Here is a 19,063-nt window from a genome sequence, read left to right on the forward strand (position 1 = left end):
AAAAGAGAGTCTTAACATGTCAATCCAAGTGAATAAACCTGTTTTACTGAATGATGTTGAATTTAAATCCAGTCAATATGCACAAAGTGGCAAGGAATGGAACTGGATTAATCCTCAACATGGTGAATGTGTACAACCTGCCAATTATTATGAATGCTCTTTGGCAGACTGGCATAATTTTGAAGCATTAAATGCAGATATTGAATGTGATGTTCTAGTCATCGGAGGAGGCCTACTCGGTTCATCTACAGCATTACATTTGGCAGAACAAGGTGTAGATACTGTTCTGGTAGAAAAAAATCGGATTGGTAGTGGTGCATCCGGACGAAATGGTGGGCAATTAACACCCGGCCTAGCACGTTGGGAAGCAGAAGAAATGATTAGCCAGTTAAGTTATGACGATGCCAAACGTTTGTGGCACTTCACTTCTACCGAAGCCATGCAGTTAATTGATCGTATATTAGACCGCTATGGACTGGAAGCTCAACGTAAACGAGGACATATTACGGCTGCCGTACATGAAGGTCATTTGGTGGCCTTAACTCAAGGTGCCGATGCCCGTAAATACCTAGGAGAAGATTACACCCATATTGTCGGTAAGCATCAGTTATATGACTATGTTAAATCCGAAAATTATTTTGGCGGATTAATTGATGATTTGGGTGGGCATATTCATCCACTGGCTTTAAACCGAGGTTTGATTTATGGTTTTTGTTCGCATGGCGGTAAAGTATATGAACAAACTGAAGTGATTGATATTGAAGAAAAAGCAGATGGATTATATGTCACTACTCATCATGGTGTAATTCATGCCAAGAAAAGCGTGGTTCTCGGGGTTCATCATGCTTCATTTAAACTTCTACCAGAACATAATCAGACCACGATTCCGTTTTATACCTATGTCTGCACTACTGCACCACTGGATATTAAATTGTCTGATCTATTGCCGCATGATCATCCTGTGTATGACACCCAATTCCAGATTGATTACTATCGTGGTGTATCCAATAATCGCTTATTATTTGGTGGACAAGGCACTGGTAACTGCTGGAATAGTGAAAAAACTGCCGAATATCTAAAAAGTCGTATTCAAACAGTATTTCCTCAACTTAATCATGTAAAACTGGATTTTGTCTGGAGTGGTACAACAGACTTAACTGTAAATGGCGCAACAGATAGCCGAAAATCTGGAGATAAATTTCCTGTATATGCAGTACATGGCTGGAGCGGTCATGGTGTTGCGCAAACGGTAAGGATCGGTAAAGCCATTGCAGAAGATTTTTGTGGTTTATCGACTGACTTTGAGATGTTAACTCAAATTCAACATCAAGATATTCCTTTAGGGCGTGCGTTGGCGCCGATTGTAATTCCTATGGCAAAAAGTGCGTATGGATTAGGTGCCATGATTAATCCCGGCAAAATGGTATCGTTCTAAACCATCACGATCTTAAAAGATAAGGCTGCACACTGGCAGCCTTATTAATATTTTTATCATGCGCTTGGTTGCGCTTATGGTTTATGCAGTTTTCATGTCTGCAAAAGTTTCCTTGGCAGCCTGAATTGTTTGGGCAATATCCTCATCGCTATGTACAGCAGAAATAAAACCCGCCTCAAATGCAGAAGGTGCCAAATATACGCCACGTTTTAACATACCATGAAAAAATTGCTTGAATGCTTCTACATCACATTTGAGCATGGCAGTAAAACTCGATAAATCATCCTGATCAGTAAAATATAGCCCAAACATTGCGCCTGCTTGTTGGGTCTTGAAAGCAATACCAGCTTCATCAGCAGCTTGTTGTAATCCAGTCAAAAGTTTTGCAAGTTGCGATTCTAACTTTTGATAAAACCCTTCCTGACGAATATGTTTGAACATTTCCAGACCGGCACGCATGGCCAATGGATTGCCGGATAATGTACCCGCTTGATAAACACCGCCTAGAGGTGCAATACATTGCATGATTTCCCGTTTACCACCAAAAGCACCTACAGGTAATCCTGCACCAATAATTTTTCCTAAAGTGGTTAAATCCGGTGTCACGCCATAAGCACTTTGCGCACCGCCTAATGCTACCCGAAAGCCAGTCATCACTTCATCAATAATAAAAACCGAATGGTATTCATCACATAGATGACGAATATGTTGTAAAAAACCATGCTGTGGTTTGACCAGATTCATATTCCCGGCGACAGGCTCTACAATCACTCCGGCAATCTGTTGACCAAATTCTGTAAAACACTGTGTTAAAGCTTCATTGTCATTATAAGGTAAAACAATCGTATGCTTAGCAAAATCTTCCGGGACACCTTTTGAGGTTGGTTCACCTAAAGTTAATAGACCTGAACCGGCCTTTACCAATAAGGAATCTGAATGACCATGATAACATCCTTCAAATTTGATGATTTTATCACGTCCGGTGTAACCACGAGCCAGACGAATTGCGGTCATGGTTGCTTCCGTACCTGAATTGGTCATACGTACCAATTCAATGGATGGCATAATTTCACAGATCACATCAGCCAAAGAAGTTTCTGCAACCGTTGGTGCACCATAACTCAGTCCATCCTGAGCAGCATCCTGTACAGCTTTCACTACATCTGGATGTGAATGTCCCAGAATCATTGGTCCCCATGAACCAACATAGTCAATGTAGCGATTATCATCTTCATCCCACAAATATGCACCTTGCGCACGTTTGATGAAAACAGGCGTCCCCCCTACACTTTTAAATGCGCGAACAGGTGAATTAACACCTCCCGGAATGTGTTTACTGGCTTCTTCAAAAAGTTGTGCCTGTTTTGCAGAAACGAACATAAGCAATCTCGATTAATTTGTTTGATCAATAGGAGGTTAAAAAAGTTTTGCCCAAGCATCTACTCGCTCAGGGATATGTGCGACATCAAGTGCCAGTATATCACTGACCACAGCACAAAGATCTGCTCCGGCAGCAATCACGGGTTCAGAATTTTCGGCAGTCAGTCCGCCAATCGTGCAAATCGGCACATCAATGTGTTGTCTGGCCTGTTGGATCACACTTAATCCAATATTTTTTGCTTCCGGCTTGGTCGTAGAACCATAAATTGCACCAAAAGCCACATAACTTGCACCTTCTGCAATCGCCTGTTCTGCCAATTCCAGAGAGTTTAAACAAGTACGTCCAATAATCGCTTCCGATCCAAGCAGTGCCCTTGCTTTCTGAATAGAGCCATCATCTTGTCCCAAATGTACATGGACAGAAAATTGTTTGGCTTGATCCAAATCATCATTAATGATCAAAGGCACATCATAACGTTCTGTTAAAGCCAGAATACTGCCAATTTCCACAGTTTGTTCAATTTTTTCGACTTTTTTACGCCGATATTGCAACAACGCAATCTGCCTTGTTGACATCGCAGCTTGCAATTTCTGTAGTAATAGATCAAGTGGATCGTCATTAGTTATTAAGTATAAGCCACGCATGATTTATCCTGTGTCCTGAATAATTACAGTATAACGTTTCTAAAAATGGATCTGCGATCATTTTTGATGTAAAAACAGTAGCAATATTACAAATATTTACCCAAACTGAATTACATCACACAGTCCATTTCTCATACCATCTAATTCAACTGCCTTAAACTGAGTAATGGTGCAATTTGCCAAAGTTTTCTCAGACGATAACGACCAATCAAACCACACAATACAGCCATGCCAAGCGGTAAAATTAACCAATATTGCCAATGAATACCCCAAATCAAATCCAGTCGCTGTGCCACAATCCAGGATACAATCTCGGCAAATGCAATTGATAAAATACCCGCACCAAATCCAGTGAATGCCATTTCTAAAGTCAAATAACGTTTTAATTGTCGTTGTGACATACCAATTGCTCGTAATAAAGCCACTTCCTGACGGCGTTCATCCATGATCAGATTCAGACATGCCAACAAAACCAAAACACCAGCAGTAAACACCAACGCCGCAAGGAATGTCACAATTTGCGTAATCACGCCCACCAAACGCTTCACCTGATCCAGAATGGCATTAACATCAATAAATACCGTTGTTGGAAACTGTTGAATCATCTGTGTCATCTGACGATGTTGTGTATCCGGTACATAAAAACTGCCCAGATAACTTCCAGCATTTTCATCCAGAGTATTTGGTGAAAAAATAAAGAAAAAGTTTGGACTAAAACTTTCCCACTCTACGGCTCTAAAACTCACCACTTTGGCGGTGACCGCACCATCTGGTAAATCAAACGTTAAAGTATCTCCCAACTGAATACCTAATTCCTGTGCTGTTTTTTGTTCTACAGATACCTGATTAGCCTGCTGAAAGTGTGTCTGCCCCGCCACGATCAAATTATCTTTAGGAAAAATATTACTTTGAGTCAGATTAAGCTCTCGTTTCAAACTATTATTCTGATCACGTAATTGCTGGCTAAAAGCCTGCTGATTTTTAGCAACCAACCGTCCTCTAACATTAGGATAGAGTGGCGTTGCAGTCCAATTCTGCTGTAATAGTGCTTGCTCAAATGCAACTTTATCAGTTGGTGGTAAACCATATACAAATTGATTGGGCGTATTTTCAGGTAATTGTTGTTGCCAGCGCTCTAGCAAATCTGTACGAAGCAGAAATAATACACAAATCAGACTTAATCCCAAAGCCAATGCGGTCATTTGCAAACTCATTTTGGCTGGTTGACGAATCCACTGCTCCAAATGCAAAAATCGTTGCTTTAGTATCTTGAGAGTACTCCATGCGATAACAAACAACAGTAGACATAATACGACAATGCCAGCCATGACACTTAGGCTGAATAATATATTTTCAGTCAGATATAAAGTAAAAACAGCCAGACTTGCTATCGCTGAAACCATGACAATAATGACACTCACCTGATCAAGTTGCCCCTGACGCAATACACGTACAGGAGGGACTTTGGCAAGATGAAAAATACTTGGTAAGACAAAACCAGCCAATACGATTAAACAAGTCAGGATTGCATTTGGTAATGGCCCCAAAATCACTGACCATATAGAAAAATGCAATTCGATCTGAGGCATGGTTAGCAACATAATCTGCAATAAACCATAACCACAAGCTACACCTAAAATTCCACCCAGCAGTGTTGCAATTGCTGCAATGATTGCCAATAAAGCTGTGAATGCTCCCAAAATCTGTACTCTTGATGCGCCCAGACAACGCAGCATGGCGATATGATCCTGGTTTTGACTGACATAACGCTGGCAGGTTAATGCAATGGCAATTCCACACAATAACAAGGTCAATAAATTTGCCAGTTGCATATAAGTTGACAGGTTATCAATCGGACGCATCAAACGTGAATCATCATCATTTGCCTGACGTAAGCGTAAAGGTGGTTTAATCTGTGACTGATATTGAGTTACAAAAGCCTTAATTTGTTCAGGCTCTCCCGACATCAATAAACGATAATCAATCCGACTACCCACCTGAATGGCATTGGTTCTGGCAACGTCCTGCCGATGAATCACAACAGTTGGGGAAAATCCTGAAAACCCCAGTTCCTGATTCGTATCCAGATCAATTTTTCCGCTGATGAGAAATTCAGCATCTGCAATCGCAATACGATCCCCTATTTTAACTTTCAGCAAATCAAATACACGAGGACTTAACCAGATTTGTCCTTGTTGCACGCTTTTTTGTTGAGGAGAAATGTGTAACTGGCCCCGCAAAGGAAATGTGTCATCAATGGCTTTAACATTTACCATAACAAAATTTTCATCGTTATGTGCCATTGAACCAAAAACAAGATTATTGGAAATCTTTAAACCGGCAGCCTGCGCATGCTGTTGCCATAAGGCATCGATTGGCTGATTATCACTAATCACCAGATCTGCTGCCAAAAGTTCTGCTGCCTGTTGTTCAATCGCATAACCTATTTGCTGATTGGCAAATTTCAATGCTGTTGTCGCACTAATCGCCAAGGACAGAGCCAAAATTAATAATGCAATACCGCCACTAAATAAACTCTGTCGAAATAAACTGGAGAATAAACGCAACATCATCAAGCCTCCTGATACTGAAGCTGATCTTCAAGCCGACCATCTGCAAGATAAATTTGCCGCTGGCATTGTGCAGCCAGTTTAGGATCATGTGTGACCAAAACCAGTGTTGTACCTAATTCACGATTCATCTGAAATAATAATTGCTCAATTTCTCTAGCTGTTTCACCATCCAGATTTCCGGTTGGCTCATCGGCAAAAACCACTTTAGGTTGTGTCACCAACGCACGAGCAATAGCAACCCGTTGCTGCTCCCCCCCAGACAATACTTTCGGTGTTTGCATAATCTGCCTCACTAAACCGACTCGCTGTAACATTTCAATTGCTTGTTTTTTAGCAACTTTATAATCATAATTTTTTTGTAATCGTAAGGGTAACAATACATTATCTAGCGCAGTTAAATGTGGCAACAACTGAAAAGATTGAAAGACAAAACCAATATTTTCCAATCGAACTCTGGCACGTTGTTCTTCATTTAGTTGATGAATTGCAGCACCACATAACCAGACTTCACCTTCAGTCGGTTGATCCAGTGCTGCCAAAATTCCCAGTAAGGTCGATTTACCAGAGCCAGAACGTCCTGTAATGGCAACCTGCTCCTGTGCAAAAATAGTTAAATCAATTGAACGCAATACATGTAATTGTTGATCATGAAACTGTATCACTTGTGAAAGATTTTTAGTGTGAATAACCTGTTGTTGTGGCTTTTGTGGCATGATGTATATAACCTGAAAATAAAAATTGATGAACATCAATGGAGCAGTATATGCCAAAACTACATCTATCCCTATCAATCCTGATCCTGATATTCATCAGCAGTTTTGCTCAGGCCAAAACCATTCTGATTGTTGGGGATAGCATTAGCGCAGCATACGGTATGACACCAGAACAAGGCTGGGTAAAACTTTTACAAAAGCGTCTGGATCAAAAATACCCAAAACAACACCATGTGATCAATGCCAGTATGAGTGGCGAAACTACCAGCGGTGCTTTGGCACGTTTACCTAAATTACTGAGTACGCATAAACCCGATATTGTCATTATCGAACTGGGAGGTAATGATGGCTTACGGGGACAACCCCCACAAATTATCCAAAGAAATCTTGGACAACTAATAAATCTAAGCAAGCGTGGTCAGGCGCAAGTCATATTATTTGGCATGAAAATCCCACCAAATTATGGTACAGCATACACTAAAGCGTTTGAAAACAACTATGCAGTTATCGCAAAACAATACCAGATCAAACTTCTTCCGTTCTTTTTACACGGCGTTGCAGGTAATCGTAATTTAATGCAAAACGATCTTATTCATCCAAATGCCAAAGCACAACCTCTCTTACTCAATTCTGCCTGGCAATATATTGAACCAATGCTAAAACCTTAAATTAGCCCTTATTGACATTTTACCCATGTATCACGTTATTTGCTAAAACGACAAAATGAAGTATTAAGTGGAAGTCATGACATTTATGTAAATTTTAACCATAAACCTTTAAAAGTTGCTGAAAACTCAGCAATGATTACAACCTATTGATCCAGTCCTAACAAATACTCATGAATAATATAAAAATATCAAATACCTTAAATTATAAAATTAAATAACAATAGTGTTGATAATAATTATCACTAATTATAAGATAAAGTTACATTTATTTACTTAATTTAATATTGCGAATTTTATATGCCATATTTTCCGAAAATCTCCATAACAAAACTTTCCCTCGCCATTTTGCTGATCCACTGTAGTTATGTTCATGCAAATAATGAGAATATCATTGAACAATCAACGACTGAAGAAAATAAAAAACTTAAACAACTGGATGTGATTATTGTAAAAGCCATTCCTTCTTCCGTTATGAGTACGACAACAGGTATGGATCTCACAGTAAAGGAAACACCTCAATCTATCAGTGTAATTAATCAGAATGAAATCAAAAATCTTGGTCTCAACTCTACTGCCGATGTGCTCAAACAAACAACAGGTATCAATGTTATTCGAGAAGCTGGTCGTTATCGCTTTCAATCCCGTGGTTTTTATATCGATCAGATTGAAGAAGATGGTATGAGCAGTACTGTTCCTGGCTCATCAAGTAATGCTTATCGTTCAGCTTCAAGCATGACAGATCTGGAAATATATGACCATATTGAAGTCTTACGAGGTGCCTCAGGTTTAACCCAAGGTAATGGTGAACCGGGTGGCACCATTAATGCCGTGCGAAAAAAGCCAACGGAAGAATTTCAAGCCAATGGTTCTGTGCAATATGGTAGCTGGGATAATATTCGTTCCAGTATTGATGTATCTGGCAGCTTAAATCAAAATAAAAGTATACGTGGGCGTTTGGTTGCTGTTGCCGGTGATAGTAATTCCTTCAAAAAATCTGTGGAAAAAAATAATCAGACCATTTACGGTGTACTGGATTTTGATCTGAGTGATAAAGCATTATTCCGTATCGGTGCATTGTACCAACAAGTTAAAGAAACTCCCGATATGTATGGTTTACCCATGGGTACAAATGCTACAGACTTAAATTTAAATCGAAATACTTATCTTGGTGCAGACTGGTCTATAGATAATTTTAAAAAATCAAATATATTTGCTGAATTAACACATAATTTTTCTGAAGACTGGAAATTGAGTACCAAAGCCAATGCTACATGGTCAGAGTCTGTGCAGAAATTTGCAGGACTGGCCAATAGTAGCACCAGTTACACAGGTGTTGGTACCAACGGATTACTTCAATTAAATAATATGCAATTTTATGACAACAAAAGTCAGGAATGGAGTATAAACAGCACCTTAACTGGAAAATATTATTTATTTGGACAACAGCATCAATTATTCGGCACAATTAGTTATAACAAGGAACAACACGATTCTCACTGGAGATGGCATATAGACGAAACACCATATAATGTTTATACATTCCAATCTTCACAAATTTCCGAACCGGACTGGAACGACTCTACAATTTTGCAAAGTGATGTTTTAAATAAAAATCATATCGAACAAAAAGCCATTTCTTTAGGTACTCAGTTTAATCTACTGGATCGTTTACACCTGATTGCCGGTGGTCGTTATACCGACTTTAAAGCAGGCGGCGATTATCAATATTATACTTGGGCAGGTGCTCCTGATTCGGAATACGGTAAAAATACTGATGTTAACAAGAAAAAATTTATTCCTTATGCTGGCTTAACTTTTGATCTTAGCTCAACAACCAGTGCCTATATCAGCCATACCGAGATTTTTAAACCGCAAAGTAATATAGATAGTAGTAGTAAATTACTAGATCCTGTGGTCGGTAAAAATCAGGAGCTTGGCATAAAGTCAGCTTTATTTGACGGTGATCTTAATCTTTCTGCTGCACTGTTTCAAATTGAACAGGAAAATCGTGCTATTTCTGTATCAGGTACAAATTATTCTGTTCCAGAAGGTAAAGTACGTAGTCGTGGTCTAGATCTAGAAATTTCAGGCAAAATCTTGCCACAATGGCAACTTTTTGCCGGCTATACCTATAATAAGAGTAAGTATCTAGAAACAGAAAGCACACGTTATACTGAAGGTAGTAATTTTAGCAAGCACACACCAGAACACATGTTTAGAGCCTATAGCAGCTATCAATTCAGTGGTATTCTAGAAAATCTCAGTATAGGCGCAGGCATTAGCGCACAGACAGATACAAGTAGTCTATATGATGTTAAACAGGGTGGTTATACCTTATACAATGCCAATATCCGCTACCAGTTTACTCCAAATCTTACCTTAAATCTGATTGGGCAAAACCTGTCGGATAAACGTTATTATGAAAATCAACGTACCCGTATCAACGGTATGAATAATTTCTATGGCACGCCACGTAGTTATTTATTAAAGCTAGACTGGCAATACTAAAACTGCCTGTCTAGATGCATATTTCAAAAAGAGAGCCTCATTGCTTCTCTTTTTTTATGCTGGTTTTACCCCAATATTTTAATTTTGAGGTATGCCCAATACCAACATTAAAACTATTGGTCGGATCCAGTTTTTGATAGAAATTCGCCAAGGCTGGTTTGGCAATATATAAGTGCCCAACATTATGCTCCGCCGGATATTCAGCGCGACGACTATCCAGTAATGCCCACATTTGATGTTCCATATCCAAAGGATTGACGCCTTTTTTTACAATATAATCCTGATGGAATACATGACACATAAAATGTCCGTAATACAATTTATGCAGGATTTTTTCATTCATTTGCTGCGGTAAAGTTTCAACCCATTCATGGTCATTACGCCGTAGAGCAATGTCTAATGCCACAATATCTTCTACTTCATTGCGATGCGTATCTCGATAACGAATGGCAGCACCAGCAACTGCAAAGCGATGTAAAAAAGCTTTACGTCCTTCATCATCATCACATAGGAAAAAACCACCTGAATGGTGCACATTAAAATATTCTGTCAGAAAATCCTGTGTCTTTGATTTACTGTCATTTTCGACTCGAATAATCAAATGATGCTCATATTGATCGCGGAATTGTGTCATTCGTTGCGGTAAGTGATCCGGCAAGATTGCAGTGATCATTTGTAATACTTTATCTGTAAGCCCTTTAATAGAAAATTTTTCCAGCCAACCATCTATTTTATCTTTTAATGCAAAAGCTTTAGGTACGTTAACCGTACCAAATTTTTCGATAAACATAAAAGTATCTTTACCGTATTTTTCGCCAATCAAATAAGCGTCCCGATGAATATATTCACCTGCAATCGGTAAACTTGGTAAGGATGTTAGCAAGTAACGGCGAATAGCGGTTAGATCCTGATGGTCATTACTTCCAATATAAAACACACTACTCGATACCTTTTCATAAGTATCCAAACGTACGGCAAACACACAAACTTTACCTGCTGAACCTGAAGCCTCAAATAAACGGGATGGATCTGCATTAAACCGTGCTGGGCTATCCTCATCTACTAATGTTACATCATGAGCATAACGCTGATCTGAAGCCTGTTTATTAGGATCATCAAAAATATCTGCACTTTGATATTGTGCCTGTTGCAGACGAGTTAAAATTTCTTCTGGTGTTGTTCCAAGATGTACGCCCAGATGATTAACCAGTTTTAATTCCCCTTGATCATTGACCTGTGCATATAAAGCAAGCTCGGTATAAGCTGGACCGCGGCGAACCAATGCTCCACCGGAGTTATTGCATACGCCCCCCAAAACAGATGCACCAATACAAGAAGAGCCAATCACCGAATGAGGTTCACGATTAAAGGGTTTAAGCGTTTGTTCCAAATTATCTAGTGTTGCACCAGGTAAGCAAATGACTTGTTTGCCATCATGAATGACCTGAATACCTTTTAAACGCCGTGTACTCATCACAATGACCGGACGATCATAATCATCACCATAAGGTGTTGATCCTCCGGTTAATCCGGTATTGGCTGCCTGCATGATCACTATACAATCCGCAGCAATTGCAGCCTGAAGCACTTGCCATTGCTGTAACAATGTTCCTGGACAGACTACTGCCAGAATTTTACCCTCACCAAAACGTCTGCCCTGTCGGTAAAATCGGGTTTGCTGGTCATCGGTCAGAACATGTTGTGAACCGACAATGGCATTTAAATCATCAATAATTGTGGCTGAAGTGCTGCGATTTGACATACTCTAATTACTCCATTGCATTTTGAACAGCCTGTTCATAACGTACCAAACAGTCCGGAGTAATATCAGTAATACGTTTTGCACCAGTTAATGTCATGGCAACACGCATTTCTTTATCAAATAAATCCAATAGATTAGATACACCAGCCTGTCCTGCTGCCCCCAGTGCATAGACAAAAGCCCGACCAATCATACAAAGATCGGCACCCAGAGCGATCATACGTACCACATCCAAACCATTACGAATACCTGAGTCTGCCAAAATTTTAATGTCACCTTTAACGGCATCAGCAATCGGTGGCAATGCACGAGCAGAAGACATCACACCATCCAGTTGACGTCCACCATGATTGGATACAACAATACCATCAGCACCAAAGCGTACCGCATCTTTTGCATCTTCGGGATCCAGAATACCTTTGATGACCATTGGACCATCCCAGAATTCACGAATCCATTCCAGGTCTTTCCATGAAATAGACGGATCAAAGTTACTGCCTAACCAACCAATATAATCTTCTAATCCAGTTGGTTTACCTAAATATTTGGAAATATTACCTAAATCATGCGGACGTCCCAATAGACCAACATTTAAAGCCCAATGCGGATGTGCAAATGCTTGTAAATAACGGCGCATGGCTGCATTTGGTCCACTCATACCTGAGTGAGCATCACGATAACGCGCTCCCGGAACCGGCATATCAACGGTAAATACGAGTGTAGTACAACCGGCTGCCTTGGCACGTTCCAGCGCATTTCGCATAAAACCACGATCCCGCAACACATATAACTGAAACCACATTGGGCGCTGGATGGCTGGAACAACTTCCTCAATCGGACAAACTGAAACTGTAGATAAAGTAAACGGAATATTTTTTTTATCTGCGGCAACTGCGGCCTGCACTTCACCACGGCGTGCATACATACCTGTTAAGCCCACAGGAGAGAGTGCCAATGGCATTGATAATTTTTCACCAAAAATTTCTGTTGATAAATCCAATTGTGACATATCGTTTAATACACGTTGACGCAATGCAATTTTGGAAAGATCTTCGACATTACGCTTTAAGGTATATTCAGCATAAGCACCACCATCAATATAATGAAATAAAAACGGTGGTAAACGGCTTTCTGCGGCAGCACGATAATCATTGGATGAGGAAATAATCATGAGTCTTGAATCCTGTGTAATCGGGTGACACGTTTTAAACGTGCATCATCTTCATCTAGAGAACGAACAAAATGAATAACAAAATTAATATGTCCACACATGGCATCTTTAGCTGCTTGTGCATCTTGACGATCAATTGCGTTCATGACCTGTAAATGTTGATCGCTCAATTGTTCTGCACTCAAAGGATGGCTATAGACTTTTTTACGCCCTAAAAATACGTTATAACGCAATAAATCAAAGACGCTGCGCATAATCTGAATAAGCACTGCATTATGCGATGCTTCGGCAATCGCAAGATGGAATTTGGCATCTGCAATAGCTGCCTTGGCAGAATCTCCTTGATTTTGATGTAAAGCAATTTCATCAAAATAACGATGAATTTTGGCACGATCTTGCTCTGTCGCACGCAAAGCAGCATACCATGCACACCCACCTTCCAAAATTAACCGGGTTTCCTGTACATCAAATCGATATAACGGATCATCTTCCATTAACATATTAATGGGATCAACAATATTTTGTTGTGACCATTGCTCAGGTAACACTTGAATATACGTGCCATCTCCGCGGCGACTTTTTAATACACCAAGACTATTCAATTGCTGAATAGCCTCACGCAATGATGGACGAGAAATTCCCAGTTGCTCTGCCAATTGTCGCTCAGCAGGCAACCGATCACCAATTTTCAGATTTCGCTGTGCAATTAAATGCTGTAACTGTTTGACCAACTGATCAGATATTCTCATACCACCATCTCAAATATTTACCTTACGGAATCATCCACGGGACAAGATAAGCCTGCACCGACACGATGATACCAACAAAGATAGTAAAGATAATGCTATGTTTGACCGTAAATCGGAATAAATCTGATTCTTTACCAACCAGACCGACTGCCGCACAGGCGATTGCTATCGATTGTGGAGAGATCATTTTTCCTGTTACACCACCAGAAGTATTGGCAGCAACCAGTAATACTTCCGGTACACCAATTTGTTGGGCAGTGGTCGCCTGCAATGCAGAGAATAATGCATTGGATGAAGTATCCGAACCGGTTAAGAAAACACCCAACCAACCAAGGAATGGTGAGAAGAATGTAAATAGGTGTCCAGTATGTGATAAAGCCAGTGCCAATGTTGCAGACATTCCTGAATAATTGGCAATGAAAGCAAATGCCAACACCATACCAATGGAATAAATTGGTACTTTTAATTCGTTAATGGTTTCACCAAATGTCGCAATTGCTTGTGCAGGTCGCATTTTCAGAAAAATTACACTGATAATTGCAGCAATCACAATCGCCGTCCCAGTAGCAGAAAACCAGTCAAATTTATAAATGGCATCATACGGAGTTGGTTGACTCACAATCGGTGTAGTTTTTTCAACCAGTTGATGTAAAAATGGCACTTTAATAGAAATAACCCAATCCGCAAGCAAACCATCTTTAGCAAATAATTTTTTGAATGGCTGAACACTCCAAACTGTTACCATTGCTGTCAAAATAGCAAACGGTGACCATGCTTTGATAATTTGTGCAATGCTATATTTCTGCTGTGTAGCGATCGTTGAATCATCATTCGCATTTTGTTCTGAGTCAAAACGGAAAATGTATTTAGGTTGCCAATATTTGAGTAAAATTGTCAAACTCGCCAAGGATGCAATTGCAGCAGTAATATCGGGTAATTCTGGCCCTAAAAAGTTAGAAGTCAAATATTGCGCAATTGCAAAAGAACCACCGCCCACCACAACAGCCGGCCAGGTTTGTTTTACACCACGCCAGCCATCCATAATTGCCATAATCCAGAACAGCACAATAATGGTTAGGAATGGAAGTTGACGTCCCACCATCTGGCTAATTTCCATGGTATCTACACCAGACACCTGCCCTGCTACAATAATTGGAATTCCCATGGCACCAAATGCCACTGGAGCTGTATTGACAATCAAACACAATCCGGCAGCATATAAAGGTTTAAATCCTAAACCAACCAGTAGAGCTGCTGTAATCGCAACTGGCGCACCAAATCCTGCTGCACCTTCCAAAAATGTTCCAAAAGCAAAACCAACTAATAACATCTGAAGCCGTTGATCTTCAGTAATAGATAAAATAGTTGAGCGAATGACATCAAATTGCCCAGTTTTCACTGATACCTTATACAGAAAAACAGCGCCAATAATAATCCATGAAATTGGCCACAAACCATAGAAAAAACCATAAACAATAGATGCAAGTGCCATTAATGCCGGCATTTGGTAAAAGAATAAAGCTACACCAGCCGCTAACAATACCGTAATGGTGGCTGCGATACTGCCTTTCATGCGAAATACCGCTAAAGCCAGAAAGAAAAAAATGATCGGAATAAGTGCAATTAAACTCGATAGCCAAATATTACCAATAGGGTCATACACTTGTTGCCAAATTGTGGACATGGACATCTCCTTCGATGCTGTCTAAATCTGTTCAATCCTGAACTGATTAAATCTGTATATTGGTATTACCAATTTTTTAAAATAAAAACAAATACCCTGCTTATTTCAGCATTTGCATCATAAAATGATTAATTACAACACACAACTTACATTAAAAAAATTATTGGTATGACCAATACTTCTTATCTAATTAAAAACATTAGAAATTATATATAGAGCATTACTTTTATTTGACTAAAGTTGTAGATAGTTTTTATAAAATATATATAAAAAATAAATTTAATGACTATTTTTCTGTTGCACCAATGAATCTTTCGTCAATACACGAATCACTAGCACTAAACTTAATAGCAATAATAAATACCACGATCCCAGTTTTTCCCAGCCGACCATGTGCCAAGCCTCAATCTGACTTGGATACAACCAGATTTTATAAAAAGTACTGATATTTTCTGCAATCCAGATTAAAAATGCCAATAATACCAAAACTGGCAACATTGGAAGTTGATAACGTTTTCCTTGAATTAAAAAACTGATTTTACTTTTCCAAAACATCCAAATTGACCAGACAAATAAAATCATACGAATGTCAGGAATAAAAAATTTGCTCATAAAATTAATATAAGACAAAACAGCCAACATAAGCATAACTTTAAAATTAGCCAAATTTTGAAAACGTACATGGAATAACCGCAAACTTCTGGCAAAGAAACTCCCTACCGCCGAATACATGAAACCGGCAAACAATGGCACAGTATAAAGTTTAAAAATCGCAGGTTGAGGATATTGCCATGAAGCAATCGCAGGATGTGTTAAAAACAGTTCCATCCCCATAGCCATAATATGAAATAGTGCAATAACCTTGGCTTCAGCCCAGCTTTCCAGCTTAAAGTACAACAATAAAATTTGAATAAGTAAGGCAAAAATTAATAAATAATCATAACGATATAATCCCCAGTAAGCTTGATCAGCCATAGGTGCCGTCAGCATAAATGCCAACAGTAATAAAATACCAAACAAGGCAGCCGAAACTGCCTTAGAGAATAATTCCCCACAACATAAAATGAAATGACGCAAAGTTTACCCTAGATATTTTTGGCTATAATCATGTACGGTATCAATAAAGATTTTTGCCTGTGCTGGATCAACCCATTGCGTAATTCCATGCCCAAGATTTGCAATATAACCTGTTTTTTCGCCACCAGCATACGCATCATCCAGCATCAACTTAACTGCTTTTTCAATGGTTTGTGGCGTACCATATAAAGTTGCAGGATCCAGATTTCCTTGCAAGGCAACCTTACCCTGTACAACTTGGCGCGCATGCGTCAACGAAGTTGTCCAGTCCAGACCTAATGCATCTGCGTGACTATCCAGCATCTGTGATAGCCACTGTCCACCACCTTTAGTAAATAAAATTACTGGAATTTTTTGACCGTCTTTTTCTTTGATTAAACCAGACACAATCTTTTTCATATAGTTTAACGAAAATTCGATATATTCACGATGTGCCAACGCCCCACCCCAACTATCGAAAATTTGTATAACCTGCGCACCAGCTTCGATCTGTGCATTTAAATAGTCAGTCACTGCATCGGCAAGATGATCCAGTAATGCATGTAGCAATTCTGGTGTTTTATATAACATTTCTTTGGTGAAACGATATTCCTTACTCGAACCACCTTCAATCATATAAGTGGCCAATGTCCAAGGACTTCCCGAAAAACCAATAAGCGGTACTTGTCCATTTAATGCTTGACGGATCGTGCGCACTGCATTTACGACATAGTCTAGATCTGTAGCAACATTGATCTTGCCAAGCCCTGCAATATCCTGTTCGGTTCGAATGGTTTTTTTAAATTTTGGCCCTTCTCCAGTTTCAAAATATAAGCCCAATCCCAACGCATCAGGAACTGTTAGAATATCAGAAAACAAAATTGCCGCATCCAGATCATAGCGACGTAAAGGCTGTAAAGTTACTTCACAGGCAAAATCAGTATTTTTACATAACGATAAAAAATCACCTGCTTTCGCACGAGTTTCTCGATACTCAGGGAGATAACGCCCAGCCTGACGCATCATCCATACAGGGGTAGTATCTACAGGTTGACGTAACAAGGCACGTAGAAATCGATCATTTTTTAACGTGGTCATAGTGATCCGCTGAACTTTTTACATTGCTCAGCATCATAACAAAATTCATTCCTTATCGTGAATATTTTAAAATTTAATCCCACAAGGCTAAGACAATTCACGAGATGAACTATATATTTTATTATGCAATTAATTATTTATTTGAACTCGATATCATTTTTCTACAAAACATGAATCAGTCGTACAAAAAAGATAATGTAATTCAGTTTATCCTTTGTCATACTACGCAAACCATCAATAAAAGTAATGTATAACTTAGGATGATTTATGTTTTCACGCACAATACTTGCCATTAGCTTAGGCTGTGCAATGTCGTCTGTTGCTTTTGCAGAAAATGCACCCGCTACAGGTAGCAGCCCACGAATTCAGAATTATGCATTGTCACAAAGTACATCTGCACCTGTGGCTGCTTCTGCACCAGCAGCAACTTCAGCTCCAGTTGCTCAAAGTAGCGGAAATCCGGCACCTGCAAGCGATGATGCTTCAGCAGTAGATACAACACCAACCGATAGTACAAAAGTTGACTCTGCCGAAAGTCCATCGACACCTACACCAGTTGAACAACCGACAAGTACACCAACAAACAGTTCACCGACAGCATCTGCGACAGGATGGTCTTTGAATGCGTTAAACAATGCAACATGGTCAAACAATCTACAACGTGGCCAATTACCAGTTTATGCAAAAGCACAGGTTTTATTAAATCGTAAACATGCATCTCCAGGTGCAATTGATGGTGCAACAGGTAAAAATACCCTAAAAGCGATTTCTGCCTATCAAACCATGAACGGTTTAACTGCAACAGGCAATCTAGATGAAGCAACTTGGCAAAGCTTAAACTCAGGGGAAAATACACCTGTATTTGAAGAATACACCATTACTGCGGCAGATCTTAAAGGTCCTTACGCAAATGCTATTCCATCAAACTATGCAGATCAGGCCAAAATGAAAGGCCTGTATTACACCCGTGTAACTGAAATGCTGGGTGAAAAATTCCACATGGATGAAACATTCCTGAAAAAACTTAATCCTAAAGCAACTTTTAATAAAGTTGGGGAAAAAATTATTGTTGCCAATGTACGTAATAATCTACCAGAAGATATTCACTTGATTATTGCGCATAAGGGTGCAAAACAACTGTATCTATTTAATAGTAAAAATAAAATGATCGCTTCATTCCCTGCAACGATTGGTAGTACAGATACACCATCACCAGCAGGAACATATACGGTCAAAAATATTGCACCAAATCCATGGTATGGCTACAATCCTAAAAACTTTATCCAAGGTGGAAACACTAAACCGCTTTCATTACCACCGGGTCCTAATAATCCTGTTGGGAATATGTGGATTGGTTTATCCAAACCATCATTTGGTATCCATGGGACACCAAACCCATCTTTAATTTCCAAAACTGCTTCCCACGGCTGTATTCGTTTGACGAACTGGGATGCAGGAGATCTGGCAAAACGAGTAAAACCGGGTGTAACCGTTAAATTCCTTGAGTAATCAATTATTACTCAATTTATGGCGTAAGTGACTCAATGTAACTTACGCCTTATTCATCAAATATAAAAAAACAATCTCTTGAGATTGTTTTTTTCAATTCGTTTAGTTAAAT

14 protein-coding genes are annotated in these 19,063 nt (G+C 39.4%); 4 read left to right on the forward strand and 10 right to left on the reverse strand.

The features are described from left to right. Positions 1–16 precede the first annotated feature (16 nt). Positions 17–1,435 (forward strand): NAD(P)/FAD-dependent oxidoreductase, encoded by a 1,419-nt coding sequence (locus F4V57_RS05490; RefSeq protein WP_070070065.1) that lies wholly within the window; start codon positions 17–19, stop codon positions 1,433–1,435. Between the two features lie 81 nt (positions 1,436–1,516). On the opposite strand, the gene hemL is transcribed toward F4V57_RS05490, so the two are convergent. The 4 genes from hemL to F4V57_RS05510 form a co-directional block, all read right to left on the reverse strand. Continuing rightward, complete coding sequence (hemL, locus tag F4V57_RS05495; protein WP_070070066.1) at positions 1,517–2,815, reverse strand: glutamate-1-semialdehyde 2,1-aminomutase; 1,299 nt, start codon at positions 2,813–2,815, stop codon at positions 1,517–1,519. A gap of 36 nt (positions 2,816–2,851) precedes the next feature. Continuing rightward, positions 2,852–3,460, reverse strand: a complete 609-nt coding sequence (gene thiE / locus F4V57_RS05500; RefSeq protein WP_070070067.1) for a thiamine phosphate synthase — start codon at positions 3,458–3,460, stop codon at positions 2,852–2,854. Between the two features lie 140 nt (positions 3,461–3,600). Beyond that, positions 3,601–6,030, reverse strand: coding sequence for an ABC transporter permease (locus F4V57_RS05505; RefSeq protein WP_070070068.1), 2,430 nt, complete (start codon positions 6,028–6,030; stop codon positions 3,601–3,603). 2 nt (positions 6,031–6,032) lie between these two features. After that, on the reverse strand, positions 6,033–6,746 hold the full coding sequence (locus F4V57_RS05510) for an ABC transporter ATP-binding protein (RefSeq protein ID WP_070070069.1): 714 nt from the start codon (positions 6,744–6,746) through the stop codon (positions 6,033–6,035). A gap of 50 nt (positions 6,747–6,796) precedes the next feature. On the opposite strand from F4V57_RS05510, the gene F4V57_RS05515 reads away from it, so the two are divergent. Continuing rightward, positions 6,797–7,414 (forward strand): arylesterase, encoded by a 618-nt coding sequence (locus tag F4V57_RS05515; RefSeq protein ID WP_070070070.1) that lies wholly within the window; start codon positions 6,797–6,799, stop codon positions 7,412–7,414. A gap of 297 nt (positions 7,415–7,711) precedes the next feature. Next, positions 7,712–9,922 carry a TonB-dependent siderophore receptor gene (locus F4V57_RS05520; RefSeq protein ID WP_070070071.1) on the forward strand — a complete coding sequence of 737 codons (2,211 nt, stop codon included), beginning with the start codon at positions 7,712–7,714 and terminating at the stop codon, positions 9,920–9,922. 37 nt (positions 9,923–9,959) lie between these two features. Here F4V57_RS05520 and dld read toward each other — a convergent pair whose 3' ends face one another. The 6 genes from dld to hemE all read right to left on the reverse strand — a co-directional run bounded on the left by dld (position 9,960) and on the right by hemE (position 17,442). Further along, entirely contained in the window at positions 9,960–11,684 is a 1,725-nt protein-coding gene (gene dld / locus F4V57_RS05525) for a D-lactate dehydrogenase (protein WP_070070072.1), read from the reverse strand. A gap of 7 nt (positions 11,685–11,691) precedes the next feature. Then, positions 11,692–12,855, reverse strand: a complete 1,164-nt coding sequence (gene lldD / locus F4V57_RS05530) for an FMN-dependent L-lactate dehydrogenase LldD (protein ID WP_070070073.1) — start codon at positions 12,853–12,855, stop codon at positions 11,692–11,694. Further along, positions 12,852–13,604, reverse strand: coding sequence for a transcriptional regulator LldR (lldR, locus tag F4V57_RS05535; RefSeq protein ID WP_070070074.1), 753 nt, complete (start codon positions 13,602–13,604; stop codon positions 12,852–12,854). Before lldR ends, lldD begins: the two co-directional genes overlap by 4 nt. A gap of 22 nt (positions 13,605–13,626) precedes the next feature. Next, positions 13,627–15,294 (reverse strand): L-lactate permease, encoded by a 1,668-nt coding sequence (gene lldP, locus F4V57_RS05540; RefSeq protein WP_171257545.1) that lies wholly within the window; start codon positions 15,292–15,294, stop codon positions 13,627–13,629. A gap of 273 nt (positions 15,295–15,567) precedes the next feature. Continuing rightward, a complete protein-coding gene (locus F4V57_RS05545) occupies positions 15,568–16,365 on the reverse strand; it encodes a DUF817 family protein (RefSeq protein ID WP_070070076.1) in 798 nt (265 codons plus the stop codon). Between the two features lie 3 nt (positions 16,366–16,368). Continuing rightward, positions 16,369–17,442, reverse strand: coding sequence for a uroporphyrinogen decarboxylase (gene hemE / locus F4V57_RS05550; protein WP_070070077.1), 1,074 nt, complete (start codon positions 17,440–17,442; stop codon positions 16,369–16,371). A gap of 267 nt (positions 17,443–17,709) precedes the next feature. Here hemE and F4V57_RS05555 point away from each other — a divergent pair, with 267 nt between their 5' ends. Beyond that, on the forward strand, positions 17,710–18,951 hold the full coding sequence (locus F4V57_RS05555; protein ID WP_070070078.1) for a L,D-transpeptidase family protein: 1,242 nt from the start codon (positions 17,710–17,712) through the stop codon (positions 18,949–18,951). Positions 18,952–19,063 lie beyond the last annotated feature (112 nt).

It is taken from the genome of Acinetobacter qingfengensis (assembly GCF_008693185.1).
Taxonomy (GTDB): Bacteria; Pseudomonadota; Gammaproteobacteria; order Pseudomonadales; family Moraxellaceae; genus Acinetobacter; species Acinetobacter qingfengensis.